The sequence below is a fragment of the Crocosphaera sp. XPORK-15E genome (genome assembly GCF_034931425.1).
Lineage (GTDB): Bacteria > Cyanobacteriota > Cyanobacteriia > Cyanobacteriales > Microcystaceae > UHCC-0190.
Genome location: NZ_JAYGHQ010000012.1, coordinates 110,512 through 124,038, shown reverse-complemented (window position 1 = coordinate 124,038; position 13,527 = coordinate 110,512). Strand labels below are relative to the sequence as shown.

Genomic DNA, 13,527 nt, shown 5'->3' with positions numbered 1-13,527 from the left:
GGATACTAATTAGCTCGAAAAATTTGCAGGGGATAAGATTCAGCCACTAATTTATTAGCTTTATCTTCAATGTTTATATTAGATTCAAAAGATGATTTAGTAGCAATTTCTTCAAAGTCTAGTAAAGTTTTAATCCGTTGATAAGCTTGATAAGCAACTGTCGGAAAGAAGGAAAACTTACCTGGTAAGACACATAAATAATTGCTATCAGAATTTGATTCAATCCAATAACTATAACGTCTTTTTTGTTCTTCTTCACTAATAAATTCAGTTTTCACGCATTCATAACTATAAAGTTGACGATTATATAACTTATCTTTGCCAAAATAACGTTCTGCTGACTCTAAAATAGGTTCAATATCAACCCCATCATTACTATCATCATTAGCATAACCAGAATCTGCTAATAAGGAGTAAATATATTTTTCTTCTCCTACTTCTCTCCGTTGAACAAAATGATTAAAATGAAAACGATTTTTAGTTGACATTCTGACAAAATTAGTATCCACTAAAGCAGGATAAGCAACCACCATTGCACTACGACTCCGCTTTAATTTTGCCCTCACTTGTAAATCCTTTAAAAAAGGTTCAAACCCTTCCCCAACAGCAAAGATAAATAACTTGGCTTTTAATCGTTTAGATAGTCCTTTTTTGGTCTGACATAATAAACTTTTTAGCCGAATAGGGCCATAATTATCCATCAATAATTTATTAATAGTTATTCCAGTTTCAAATGTTACCCCATGACTCAAGGCACTTGACACCAAATCTCGTAAAATCTTACTGGTATTCATAGAACAATCTAAAGTTTTAATTAAGTCATAATTAGCGGGTTCTATACCATAAGAATTATCAAATTTATAACATAAATTTTGAATAGTTTCCGTTGAATCTTTAAGAGAAAAATTTAATCCTTCATGATTTTCAACTTGGGCATAAGTTGGGGCTAAACACTGACCATTAACTAACCAATTATGTTTATTTCCATAGGCAACTTCTAATCTTCCTAACACTCTATTGCGTTGAATATTTATTTGTACAGCATCACTTTTTAAGCGAGAAGAACTAATTTCTGGGGCATCAGCTTGAGGATGAATTAAATAAACGGGATTATCATTAAACCAACCTTGAACATTAGGAATGACTGAAGGCGTAAAAAAGTTGGGATTTTTTTCAATTAAATTAAGATTACATTGATGACTAAAATAAGGCGTATAAAGATTAATTAAATCTTCAACTCCATTGACACAATTGATAAAAGTTTGGGCATCATCTTGTCCTGAATATAACGCACCTGTATGATACCATCCCTCTAATTTACCTGATGCTAAAGTACCTAATTGGGGAGCTTTTTCTAATACTTTAATTGATAAATTACTATGACGGCCCAAAAATTCAGCAATAGCAACCCCAGCAATACCACCGCCAACAATGATAACATCAACATATTCAATTTCAGAGACTTGGATATTTTTCATAAACCGATAACATAAAGTAATTTAAACTGCCTATATTAAACAAGTTCAACAACGCGATCGCACAGTTCCCATTAATCACGATAAATTTTAAGTAAATCATGATAATGATCGATACGTCTGTCCCGTAAATATGGCCAGATACGGCGCACATTTTCCGAACGCTGCAAATCGAGTGTAACAGTCAGCACCTCCTCTTGATCTTCCCTAGCATGGGCTAAAATTTCTCCCTGTGGCCCAGCAATAAAGGAATTGCCCCAGAAAAAAATGCCCTCACTGTGACCACTGGGATCTGACTCATATCCTACACGGTTACAGCTAACAACAGGAAGTCCATTTGATACGGCATGAGAACGTTGGATAATTATCCAGGCATCTCTTTGTCTAATTTGTTCGTCTTTGGTATCCTGAGAATTCCAACCAATAGCCGTCGGATAGATCAAAATTTCCGCCCCCTTCATCGCCATTAATCGTGCGCCTTCAGGGAACCATTGATCCCAACAAATTAACACACCCAAGCGTCCTATGGAAGTATCGATAGGTTCAAAACCTAAATCTCCAGGGGTGAAATAGAACTTTTCGTAAAAACCAGGGTCATCTGGGATGTGCATCTTACGGTATTTACCCGCTATAGTACCGTCTTTTTCCAAGACAACCGCCGTATTGTGATATAAACCTGTGGCACGCTTTTCAAACAAAGAGGCCACGATCACAACTCCTAAATCTTTGGCCAGTTGTCCTAAGATTTCTGTGGAAGAACCTGGTATACTTTCAGCTAAATCAAACACAGACACATCTTCTGTCTGGCAAAAATAAAGACTTCTGTGGAGTTCCTGTAAAACAATCAACTGAGCATTTTCTGCGGCTGCTTGCTTAATACCCTTAATACTTTTTTCCAGGTTATTTGCTAAATCCCTTGAATTGCTTTGTTGGACTAAGGCAACTTTTAATAGTTTGTTCATGGCTTTAAAAATCCTTTTGGTAGTTGCATACTCATACAATGTAGTGAACCAAATTGATGAATAAGTGGCAAACAATCTATTCCAATAATTTCATGGTCTGGATAGGCTTTTTCAATTTGCATCAGGGCCTTTTCATCGGCCTGATCTCTATAGGTAGGAACAAGCACTGCACCGTTGATAATTAGATAGTTAGCATAGCTTGCAGGAAGTCTGTCACCTTCATGGTTATACTTAGGTTTAGGCCAGGGTAGTGCAATTAAACGATAGGCCTTGCCCTCGGAAGTTTTCAAGGCTTTTAATTCAGTTTCGAGGCTATTAAGATCAGGATAATGACTATCTGTGCGATCGTCACAGGCAACATAGACAAGGGTATTATGGGGAGCAAAACGAACTAAAGTATCTATATGACTATCAGTATCGTCTCCTTCTAAATGTCCATGTTGAAGCCAGAGGATGGTTGTCAGTCCTAATTTCTCAAGCAGAAAGTCCTCAATTTGCTGTTGCTCCCATTGTGGATTACGATTAGGGTTAAGCAGACAGGCTTTTGTGGTTAAAAGGGTTCCTTGACCGTCCGACTCAATTGCGCCCCCTTCCAGCACAAAGGAGATGGATTCGGTTTTTGCCTCTGGATTAGCGGACTGAGAAATAACCTGCCCGTTGATTTTATCATCAAGAAAACTTTGATATCCAGTGCCTTCATATTTTTTTCCCCAACCATTAAAGACAAAATCAAGTATCTTTAGTTTTCCTTGCTGGTTTACCAGTGTAATTGGCCCATAATCTCTCACCCAAATATCATTATTAAGAGCAATGACAAACTGTACCTGGCCTAAATCAATATTGTGGGAGACAAGCAGATTTATTACTGTAGACTTGAGATCTTGATCTCGCACTACCAAAAGAAGCTTTTGACGTTTTGTAATTTCTCGGCACAAATTGAGATAAATTGAGTGTATTTCATCTAAGATGACAGACCAGTCTGTATCTTGATGGGGCCAGGATAACATAACCCCATCCTGTTCATACCATTCAGCAGGAAGCAAATACATCTTTGTTGATTTAATAGTCAATAGTGATCTAAGACAAGAATGAGCGAATCAGCGAGTTAAATTAATCCCACCATTGACCTATGATATAAAATTTCATATCATAGGTCAATACATTGATATTTTAATCTATTTTTTCTAATTAAATAGAAGCAGATATTTTTACTTACTTTAAATTACTATGCAACCTGTTGATGTTACTACCCTAACTGCTATTTGTAAAGAACTCCAAATTAATTGGATACCTGCCCGTGTTGAACAAGTTTATCAACGCGATCGCTATACCATTTTTCTAGCACTTCGTACCCTTAAAAAACGAGCTTGGTTAACTATTTCTTGGCATCCCCAAGGGGCGAGATTATGTATGGGTGATTCCCCGCCCAAAATCCCTGATACCTTTACCTTTAGCGATCAATTACGTCATCAACTTAATGGCTATGCTCTGATCGCATTAGAGATGATTTCGCCCTGGGAAAGAGTAGTCGATTTGCAATTTTCCAAACGACCAGGTGATCCCATTGTTTGGCATCTTTTTCTGGAAATTATGGGCAAATATAGTAATGTAATTCTCACAGATGCTCAACAACAAATTGTGACCGTCGCTCATCAAGTAAACCAGAATCAATCAAGTGTAAGAACAGTACAAACAGGGCAAATATATGAACTGCCTCCCGCCTTAACTGGAACCTTGCCTAAGTTAGAAGAATCTCAACAAAGATGGCAAGAAAGGGTTAGCTTAGTCCCTGGAGAATTGCAAAAACAACTATTAAATAGTTATCGAGGTTTAAGCCCTGCTGTTGCTCGTTTGATGATTAAAGAAGCTAATTTAGAGCCACAACAATCCACAGAAACATTAACAGAAAACAACTGGGATCAACTATTTGCATTATGGCAAACTTGGTTAAAAATATTAGACACAGGCGCGTTTAAATCTGGTTATACAGAAGCAGGATATACAGTCTTAGGTTGGGGAATAAGTAAACTTGAAACAGACTTACAAACCCTCATCAATTGTTATTACAACAATCAACTTAATCAAGCAAATTTCAAACAAATTCATCACCAAATTCTACAAAAATTAAGTGCTTTACTCAAAAAACTTCACCTAAAAGCCAACACATTTAAACAACGTCTTAACCAATCTGCGGAAGCAGATAAATACCGTAAAGAAGCTGATTTATTAATGGCCCATTTGTATCAATTGGAAACTGGAATGAAATCAATTATCCTCAATGATTTTGAAACCGAAAAACCCATTAAAATTCCCCTAAACCCCGAAAAAAATGGGGTACAAAATGCCCAATTCTTATATAAACAACATCAAAAATTAAAGCGAGCAAAAACAGCAGTAGAACCCTTATTAGAAGAAGTGGAAGCAGAAATTAATTACTTGGAACAAGTCGAAGACAGTTTGCATCAATTAGACAAATATCAGTCATCCGAAGACTTACAAACCCTTGAAGAAATACGAGAGGAATTAATTCAACAAAATTATTTAACTTCTGCTCAACGAAATGCTACTATTACTGACGAATCCCAACCCTATCAGCATAAAACACCATCAGGTTTTGAAGTGTGGATTGGTCGAAATAATCGACAAAATGATCGCTTGACTTTTCGGACAGCAGGAGACTATGATCTCTGGTTTCATACCCAAGAAAGTGCCGGAAGTCATGTATTATTACGCTTAGAACCTGGGGCCAAACCTGATGAAGCTGATTTACATTGTGCCGCAGACTGGGCCGCTTATTACAGTCGGGCCCGTCAAAGCGAACAAGTCCCCGTTGTCTACACCGAACCTAAATACGTCTATAAACCCAAGGGAGCTAAACCAGGGATGGTGATCTATAAGCGAGAACGAGTCCTCTGGGGAAAACCACATAAGATACAATCATACCTAAAAAATCAAGGTTAAAACAAAAATTTTAAATTTTATTTACAAAAGTTCGTGTCTGATGTTACAATTGGGTAATAGAAGTCGAAATGGTTAGCGATTTGGGAACGCGCCACAAGATTTCCCCAAAGAACAACAACAATATTTTAATTTGGGTATCCAGCGATTGTGATCGCTGGTTTTTGTTCTAGGCTTATAATGCTTTTGGAGACGTTCTGGCGGGGGAGAAATCCTAGTTAAGAGTCTGTGAAAAAAGAATCCACTCGCATGCACGGCAGTGGAGGTTCAAGGATGTTTAGAAAAATTGAAGGAAACCTATTCAATTCGTTAAGGTAAAAGCGATCGCCTCTAAAATTGGATCAGTCATACCCAACAATAGCAACATGGTACAACTTTCCTCCAAACCTGGAGAAACCGCCCCCCAAATTCTCCTTGAAACCGCTACTCTTGATGTACAAGGCATGAAATGCGCGGGTTGTGTTAAAGCAGTAGAAAGACAACTGACACAACAATCTGGCGTGGTTTCAGCTTGTGTTAATTTAATTACAGAAGTGGCAGTCATTGAATATGCCCCCGAAACCGTGCAACCGGAAATTTTAGCCGAAAAATTAACTAAAGTTGGCTTTCCTAGTGATGTTCGCAACACAGAAACCATTACAGCCAAACAAACCCATCTTAATCAGCTTCAACGCCACAAACAAGAGGCACAACAACAAAAAATTAGTTTAATCACCGCAGCAATTTTATTACTTTTTTCAGGATTAGGACATTTAGAACATTTTGGCGGCCCTTCCCTTCCCTTACTCAGTAATCTTTGGTTTCACTGGGGACTCGCAACCCTCGCTTTATTAATCCCAGGTAGAGAAATAATTATAGACGGTTGGCGAGGATTATGGCACGGTATGGCTAACATGAATACTTTAGTCGGGTTAGGAACCCTCAGTGCCTATTTTGCCAGTTGTATCGCTTTATTATTGCCCAGTTTGGGGTGGGAATGTTTTTTTGATGAACCCGTGATGCTATTAGGGTTTATTTTGTTGGGCCGTACCCTAGAAAAACAAGCCAGAAACCAGGCTTCTGCCGCCTTAGAAGCCTTAATGTCCCTGCAACCAGCCGTGGCCCGTTTAATTGGTGATCCCTTCTCCCAAGATAGTTCTAGCATTGATATTCCCGTAGAACAAGTACGAGTTGGGGAATGGATAAGGGTACTTCCAGGAGAAAAAATTCCTGTAGATGGGGAAATTATTACCGGAGAGACGGCCATTGATGAATCTTTGGTAACGGGAGAATCTTTACCTGTGGCCAAAAAACCAGGAGATGCAGTAATTGGAGGCACTCTCAACCAATCAGGGGTAATTGCCCTCAAAGTAACACAAGTAGGGAAAAATACCACCTTAGCGCAGATTATCGCCTCTGTAGAAGCTGCCCAAACCCGCAAGGCCCCAATACAACAATTTGCTGATACTGTAGCCGGATATTTTGCCTATGGGGTGATGTTGGTTGCTTTATTCACCTTTCTTTTTTGGTTTGGCCTGGGAACAAAATGGTATCCCCAAGTCTTAATGACATCCCATCATCAGATGGCCATGGGGTCAACTTCTCCTATTTTACTTAGTTTAAAATTAACGATCGCCGTTTTGGTAGTTGCTTGTCCCTGTGCCTTAGGTTTGGCCACACCCACCGCTATTTTAGTAGGAACAGGTATTGCGGCCGAAAAAGGCCTATTAATTAAAGGGGGGGATGTCTTAGAAAGTGTCCATGAATTAGATGCCATTGTTTTTGATAAAACCGGAACCCTCACCCAAGGCCATCCTACCGTCACTGACTGTCTTCCCCTCACTGAGATCAGCCCTCAAACCTTGTTACAATTAGCAGCAACGGTGGAAAGTGGCACAAATCATCCTCTGGGGTTAGCTATGGTAGAAGCGGCCCAACAGCAAGAAATTCCCCTATTAACGGCTGAACATTTCCAAACCGAAGCGGGAACCGGAGTAAGTGCCAAAATAGACGGGAAAACTGTCTGGTTAGGCAATGAAACCTGGTTAAGCGATCGCGGCCTTATTTTCGAGCAACCCCAATTAACCGAACCCTTAACCCAAGCAGGTAAAACCGTCGTTTATTTGGGCATTGACGGGGCATTACAGGGAGTTTTAGCCCTCCAAGATACCCTACGTCATGATGCTAAAACAACGGTTAAAGAGCTACAAAAACGGGGCTTAGAAGTTATCTTATTAACAGGAGATCATCCCCAAGTGGCCCAAGCGATCGCCACTCAATTAGGCATTACTCAAGTCTTTGCTCAAATTCGTCCCAATGGCAAAGCGGCAATTATTGAAACCTTACAAAAAACGAAAAAAGTGGCTATGGTAGGAGATGGGATCAATGATGCGCCGGCCCTAGCTCAAGCTAATTTGGGAATGTCCCTACAAGGGGCGACAGAAGTGGCAGTGGAAACCTCTGATATTGTTTTAATGAGCGATCGCCTCTTTGATGTGATCACCGCCCTCGATTTGAGTTTAGCCACCTTTGGCAAAATTCGTCAAAATCTGTTATGGGCTTTAGGATATAATACATTGGCGATTCCTATTGCTGCGGGTTTCCTGCTGCCAAGCTTAGGATTTATTCTTAGTCCTGCTTTTGCTGGTGGGTTGATGGCATTCAGTTCCGTCACTGTAGTGACCAACTCTTTGTTACTCCGTCGTCAGTTTCCCAAGCAACCCTCAAGGTGATTGTCATTTGTTTTAAACTGTTAAGGTGATGGCTGGAAAATCTGTACTCCCTCAACGAGATCATTTCTTGATTATCGAGGATGATAAAGGCAGACAAGAAATTCTCTTGCAAGATGCTACTTACACTATGGGTAGATCTCAAGAGTGTAACATTCGTCTGCGTTCTCAATTTGTGTCTCGCCACCACGCGACGGTTTATCGACGAGTTCGAGAAGACGGATCGAGTTATTATCGTATTGTGGACGGGGATATCGAAGGTAAGCGCAGTGTTAATGGGCTGTTGATCAACGGCATTAAGGAATCTGCCCGCGATCTCCAACACGGGGATGAGGTCGTTTTTGGGCCCCAAGTCTTCGCTATTTATCAGTACCGTCAGCAGGATAAATTTCCCACTCTACCCACTAATGATCCCTTCGATATTACCCTGATCGATCCCGCCATGATGGATTATGACGAGGATACGATCGAGTATGAGTGACATACCCACGCATTCCGCGTAGCGACCTACGGGGCTTCCTCTTTCAACAGGATCAGCCTCCACAAAACAAGTTTTGTTTTGGTCTTACGTTCCCTCCGCAGGTCTTACTCACAAAAGTGGTACGCTCCTGGCGTACAGTTTTCACTGCACCGAGGCAGACTCCCTGTGTCCCAAGGAGTATAAATTGTTCTTCGACAAATCACTGTTTGGACTTACGCTATTGCTGCCGACTTTTTGATTCTGAGCGCGATTTCTTTTCCCGATCTGACAATGTTCCTGCGCCGAAAGTATTGCTACTTTGCTTTGATGTTAGGCTGTCTGTCAATCCAAAGTTCGGGTGGGTCGCAACCAGAAGACAGTATATCACAAAAGTGCTGCCTTGGCGAGAAATCCCTCGATTTTCGTTCCTCAATCGGGGATTTCTCGCCAAGAATTGGTTAAGTGGCAACAGCGGCAATTAAACGCCATTCTTGACTCTGGTTAAGGGCAAGCTGAAGTTTTTGAAATAGTTGTTGACAATGATTATTGGATTTTAAGGGTAATTCATCATTTTTAATCACAAAAGTGACGGGAACTTCGTTATTTTGAGCGGCGGTGCTTTCAACGAGTGCCTCTACGGTAACTAACTTAGAAAAAGGAACTTGACCAGGAATTTCTCGGGCCATCAGATAGTCAGTCGCTTGATAAACCACTTCAAAATCACAAGATTCTACTAATTGGCAGAGTAAAATAGGGATCTGCTCTAAATTAGTTTTTGCCAGGAAGGAAGATGTGTAACGTGCCATAAATGTTAAATTCCTAATGCAATCTTAACTCAATTAACTGCTGTCATCTTATAAAAATGAACCCGTTTCGACAACTGATAGGACAACCTCAAGGGGTTGAATTATTACAACAAGCGATCGCTCACAATCGAATTGCACCTGCTTATTTATTTGCCGGGCCACCAGGGGTAGGACGGGGCTTAGCTGCTAAATGTTTCAGCGAATTATTATTATCGTTAAATTTGGCTGAGGAAAAGCAAATATTATTACGAAAACGGGTGGCTGACGGGAATCATCCTGATTTATATTGGGTAGAACCCACTTATCAACATCAAGGGCAATTATTGACGGAAAAAGAAGCCCAAGCAACAGGGGTTAAACGAAAAGCACCCCCGCAAATTCGCATTGAACAAATTAGAGATATCACTCAATTTTTGAGTCGCCCTCCCTTAGAAGCGTCTCGCTGTATGGTGGTTATTGAAGCAGCAGAAACCATGACAGAAGCGGCGGCTAATGGCTTATTAAAAACCTTAGAAGAACCCGGAAAAGCTACCCTAATTTTAATTGCTCCCAGTGCTGACGCTTTATTATCTACCTTAGTTTCTCGTTGTCAAAAAATTCCTTTTTCTCGTCTTTCTCAAGATGATTTACAGACAGTTTTAGGGAGACTTAGTTACGAACAAATTGTCAATGATGAGGAAATTTTAGGGTTAAGTCAAGGCAGTCCCGGAGAAGCGATCGCAGCTTGGGAACAATTACAAGCTATTCCCTTTGAGTTAAGACAGAAATTTAAGAAATTTCCCACAACGCCCTTAGAAGCATTTGATTTAGCAAAAATAATTACCAAAGAGTTAGATAATTCAGGACAATTATGGGTCATGAATTACTTACAATATTCTGATTGGCAAAAGCGGCAAAATCCTCTTATTGTCCAAAAATTGGAAACGGCCAAAAAACAACTATTAAGTTATGTGCAACCTCGTTTAGTCTGGGAATGTTTGTTATTAGAACTCATGACCTTAACTTCGTCCCCATAATAGGATAGAATTTAAAAATATGTGGATATATTTTCCAAAAATCACCAATTATCTAACCAGAAAGGACTGCATCAATGGCATTAGTTATTAGTACCGTAAACATGAAAGGTGGTGTGGGTAAAACAACCCTAACCGTTAACTTAGCCACCTGCTTAGCCAAACATCATGGAAAACGGGTTTTAGTCTTAGATTTAGATTCTCAAATTAGTGCAACTCTCAGTTTAATGTCTCCCCATGAGTTCGCTCAAACGCGAAAAAAACGTCGTACTTTGAGTTATTTAATCGATAATATTATTCAACCAAATCCCTATAGTAAGCTGGATATTAATGATATTATTCAACCCTATATTTGTGGAATTGAAGGCCTAGACTTATTACCAGGAGATTTAGAGCTTTATGATGAATATATAGTCTCAGAAATGCTCCACAAACAAGCGGAGATGATTGAAAATCCAGATTTTGAGACAGTTTGGAATCACTTTGAAAGAGTGTTAATGCAGAAAATATTAGAGCCAGTTCTTGAACATTATCACTTTATTCTTATGGACTGTGCGCCTGGTTATAATCTTTTAACCAGAAGCGGATTATCTGCTAGTAATTATTATTTATTACCGGCCCGTCCCGAACCTTTATCAGTGGTAGGAATGCAGTTATTGGAACGTCGTATTGCTAAATTAAAAGAAAGTCATCAAAATTATCAACCTCTTAACTTGAATTTATTAGGGGTTGTTTTCATCTCATCAGGAGGCGGTTTATTAAGTCGTTACTATAGTCGAGTTATGAGAAGAGTACAAGAAGATTTTGCCTCCCATCACCTCTTTAATACCTCAATTCCGATGGATGTTAATGTAGCGAAAGCAGTGGATAATTTTAGTCCTGTGGTGCTTTCTATGCCAAATTCTAGCGGTTCAAAAGCATTTATCAAATTAACGGAAGAATTTTTAAATAAATTGCCAGCTTCATAATTCTTGATGTTTTCATGGTTGTTACTTTGTCCTTAACAGAGATAACCTAGAAAATATAATTTTCCTAGAAAACAGAACTTGTTATGTTAAATTAACATCCACAGACAGACTAAAGTCTGATGCTATAGGAACTAAGCCTGGCTACCCAGGCTTAAAATTAGGCTGTGTAGACAGCCTTTGTGCTTATAGAATAAGGCTTTAGCCTGTATTCATTCATTAATTTTACATGGCAAGTTCGGTAGAACCAAAATTTTTTGTTACAGAACCTAAAAAATTGGGAATACTATTGGTAAGTGTAGTTTCTTTATGTCCAACTACTTAAAAAAGAAAAAAATCATGACAATTCAAGCATCTGAACAAAGACTAGCGCAAATTTTTAACCTTGCTAATTATCAATTTGAAATCCCATCCTATCAACGGCCTTATGCGTGGGGTTCGGATCAAGTTTTAGAGTTGATTGATGATTTATTAGACGCTTTTCCTTATCCAGATGAAAATAGTCCTGTTTATTTTTTAGGTAGTATTATTCTTATTGAAAAGTCTGAAAAACCTAAAGTAGAAATAGTCGATGGACAACAAAGATTGACCACTTTAACTTTATTGATTTCTGTATTTCGACATCTATTATCTTCAGAAAGTAACGCTTGTCAATGTATTAATGATTTAATTGAAAAGCAGGGAATTGGCTCAAGACAGTATGGTTTAAAAGTGAGATCGCAAGATGATTCATTCTTTGGGAAGTATATTCGTACACCTGGAGGAATTGAAACTTTATTAGAAAAAAATGCAGGGTTAGAAACAGATAGTCAAATTTTATTGCGAGATAATACTCGTCTTTTAGTTACAGAATTAGTTGAGCGTTGTCCTGAAAATATTGAGTTAGAATCATGGATTGTGTATTTATTAGAAAACATTTTAGAAAAGTGTTATTTAGTAACGGTTTCAACCTCCGATTTTGACACAGCTTATCGTATCTTTTCTACTATTAATACTCGTGGTTTAGATTTACAATTAAATGATATTCTTAAATCAGAAATTATTGGTAGTATTGAAGGGGAAAACGACAGGCAAAAATATACTCAAATTTGGGATGGAGAAGAAAGTGATTTAGGAAGAAAGGATTTTGAAGCGTTATTTTCCTATATTCATCGTATTAAATTAAGAGAAAAACCCAAAGAAAGTTTACTGACAGAATATCGCAAAAAAATTAAGCCTCAAAATAATCCTATACAATTTATTGATGAGGTTTTAAAACCTTGTTCTGATGTTTTTGAAATTATCAGAGATCAACGATTTAGTTGTGATAATAAAGAAGATGAACAAGAAATTAATCGTCTTTTTGGTTGGTTAAATTTAATAGATAATTCTGATTGGTTGCCTCCTGCTATTCATTTTCTAGTGAGATATTCTAACACCACATTTCACATAAAAGAATTTTTTATTAACTTAGAAAGATTAGCTGCAGGATTAATGATTGTTAGGGCAGATATTAATAACAGGGGAAGACGTTATACTCAACTTTTAAAAGCTATTGATCAATCAGCAGAAGCAGCAATTAGTAAAGCCAAAGACTTATTATCTGCTGAAGATCAAAATAAAATTTTTAAGACTATTGATGGCAATTTATATCAACAAAATAGTAGCTGTCTTTATGTTTTAAAACGGTTAGACTCCGCTCTTGCTGAAGGTGGTTTAAGTCCCAGTTTTGATGCTAAAATGGTAACAATAGAGCATATTTTACCCCAAAATCCTAAGCCAAATAGTCAGTGGTGTGAGACTTGGACAGAAGCAGACAGAGAAACCTGGGTAAATCGTTTAGGTAATTTAGCTTTACTTTCTCGAAAGAAAAATGCTGCTGCTCAAAACTATGATTTTGATAAGAAGAAAGGCAGGTATTTTAAAGAAGGAAGTCAGATCATTTTTCCTTTAACTATTGATGTCATTCATCAAAATCAATGGACAATCAAACAAGTCAAAGAAAATCAAAAAAAATATTTGAACATATTAACTGATCTCTGGAATCTTGAATACAGTACCTCTATGGAGATAACAGGTATAGCACAAGCTGAATTATTACTTCAACAATTGAGAGAACAACTGTTACAAAGATAAAGTTGTCTTCTCAATATGACTTAAGCACTTTATAATATGTAGGGGCTTAATATTATTAAGCCCCT

General features: G+C 38.3%; 10 protein-coding genes. 6 read left to right on the top strand and 4 right to left on the bottom strand.

Annotated features, from left to right (window positions below):
* Positions 1-5 precede the first annotated feature (5 nt).
* The 3 genes from VB691_RS15040 to VB691_RS15030 all read right to left on the bottom strand — a co-directional run bounded on the left by VB691_RS15040 (position 6) and on the right by VB691_RS15030 (position 3,486).
* Positions 6-1,478, bottom strand: a complete 1,473-nt coding sequence (locus tag VB691_RS15040; RefSeq protein ID WP_323292322.1) for an FAD-dependent oxidoreductase — start codon at positions 1,476-1,478, stop codon at positions 6-8.
* Positions 1,479-1,549: 71 nt separating this feature from the next.
* Entirely contained in the window at positions 1,550-2,437 is an 888-nt protein-coding gene (locus VB691_RS15035; RefSeq protein ID WP_323292321.1) for a carbon-nitrogen hydrolase, read from the bottom strand.
* Positions 2,434-3,486, bottom strand: a complete 1,053-nt coding sequence (locus VB691_RS15030; RefSeq protein WP_323292320.1) for an agmatine deiminase family protein — start codon at positions 3,484-3,486, stop codon at positions 2,434-2,436. The genes VB691_RS15035 and VB691_RS15030 overlap by 4 nt, the downstream gene beginning before the upstream one ends.
* A 178-nt stretch (positions 3,487-3,664) precedes the next feature.
* On the opposite strand from VB691_RS15030, the gene VB691_RS15025 reads away from it, so the two are divergent.
* The 3 genes from VB691_RS15025 to VB691_RS15015 all read left to right on the top strand — a co-directional run bounded on the left by VB691_RS15025 (position 3,665) and on the right by VB691_RS15015 (position 8,584).
* A complete protein-coding gene (locus tag VB691_RS15025) occupies positions 3,665-5,398 on the top strand; it encodes an Rqc2 family fibronectin-binding protein (RefSeq protein WP_323292319.1) in 1,734 nt (577 codons plus the stop codon).
* 362 nt (positions 5,399-5,760) lie between these two features.
* Complete coding sequence (locus VB691_RS15020) at positions 5,761-8,106, top strand: heavy metal translocating P-type ATPase (protein ID WP_323292318.1); 2,346 nt, start codon at positions 5,761-5,763, stop codon at positions 8,104-8,106.
* A 28-nt stretch (positions 8,107-8,134) separates the two neighbouring features.
* Entirely contained in the window at positions 8,135-8,584 is a 450-nt protein-coding gene (locus VB691_RS15015; protein ID WP_323292317.1) for an FHA domain-containing protein, read from the top strand.
* A 437-nt stretch (positions 8,585-9,021) separates the two neighbouring features.
* On the opposite strand, the gene VB691_RS15010 is transcribed toward VB691_RS15015, so the two are convergent.
* The gene (locus VB691_RS15010) at positions 9,022-9,369 is read right to left on the bottom strand and encodes a hypothetical protein (RefSeq protein ID WP_323292316.1); all 348 of its coding nucleotides are present in this window, start codon (positions 9,367-9,369) and stop codon (positions 9,022-9,024) included.
* A 56-nt stretch (positions 9,370-9,425) separates the two neighbouring features.
* Between VB691_RS15010 and VB691_RS15005 the strand changes: the two genes are divergently transcribed.
* The 3 genes from VB691_RS15005 (at position 9,426) to VB691_RS14995 (ending at position 13,462) form a co-directional block, all read left to right on the top strand.
* Entirely contained in the window at positions 9,426-10,385 is a 960-nt protein-coding gene (locus VB691_RS15005; protein ID WP_323292315.1) for a DNA polymerase III subunit delta', read from the top strand.
* 74 nt (positions 10,386-10,459) lie between these two features.
* Positions 10,460-11,350, top strand: a complete 891-nt coding sequence (locus VB691_RS15000; RefSeq protein WP_323292314.1) for a ParA family protein — start codon at positions 10,460-10,462, stop codon at positions 11,348-11,350.
* 336 nt (positions 11,351-11,686) lie between these two features.
* Positions 11,687-13,462: a DUF262 domain-containing protein gene (locus VB691_RS14995; protein WP_323292313.1), complete on the top strand. Its 1,776-nt coding sequence runs from the start codon at positions 11,687-11,689 to the stop codon at positions 13,460-13,462.
* Positions 13,463-13,527: the final 65 nt, after the last annotated feature.

Bases quoted from the DNA above. Each gene is read 5' to 3' on its own strand.
- VB691_RS15040 (WP_323292322.1), bottom strand. From the start codon at position 1,478: ATGAAAAATATCCAAGTCTCTGAAATTGAATATGTTGATGTTATCATT.
- VB691_RS15005 (WP_323292315.1), top strand. From the start codon at position 9,426: ATGAACCCGTTTCGACAACTGATAGGACAACCTCAAGGGGTTGAATTA.
- VB691_RS15015 (WP_323292317.1), top strand. From the start codon at position 8,135: ATGGCTGGAAAATCTGTACTCCCTCAACGAGATCATTTCTTGATTATC.
- VB691_RS15010 (WP_323292316.1), bottom strand. From the start codon at position 9,369: ATGGCACGTTACACATCTTCCTTCCTGGCAAAAACTAATTTAGAGCAG.
- VB691_RS15000 (WP_323292314.1), top strand. From the start codon at position 10,460: ATGGCATTAGTTATTAGTACCGTAAACATGAAAGGTGGTGTGGGTAAA.
- VB691_RS14995 (WP_323292313.1), top strand. From the start codon at position 11,687: ATGACAATTCAAGCATCTGAACAAAGACTAGCGCAAATTTTTAACCTT.
- VB691_RS15020 (WP_323292318.1), top strand. From the start codon at position 5,761: ATGGTACAACTTTCCTCCAAACCTGGAGAAACCGCCCCCCAAATTCTC.
- VB691_RS15035 (WP_323292321.1), bottom strand. From the start codon at position 2,437: ATGAACAAACTATTAAAAGTTGCCTTAGTCCAACAAAGCAATTCAAGG.
- VB691_RS15025 (WP_323292319.1), top strand. From the start codon at position 3,665: ATGCAACCTGTTGATGTTACTACCCTAACTGCTATTTGTAAAGAACTC.
- VB691_RS15030 (WP_323292320.1), bottom strand. From the start codon at position 3,486: ATGTATTTGCTTCCTGCTGAATGGTATGAACAGGATGGGGTTATGTTA.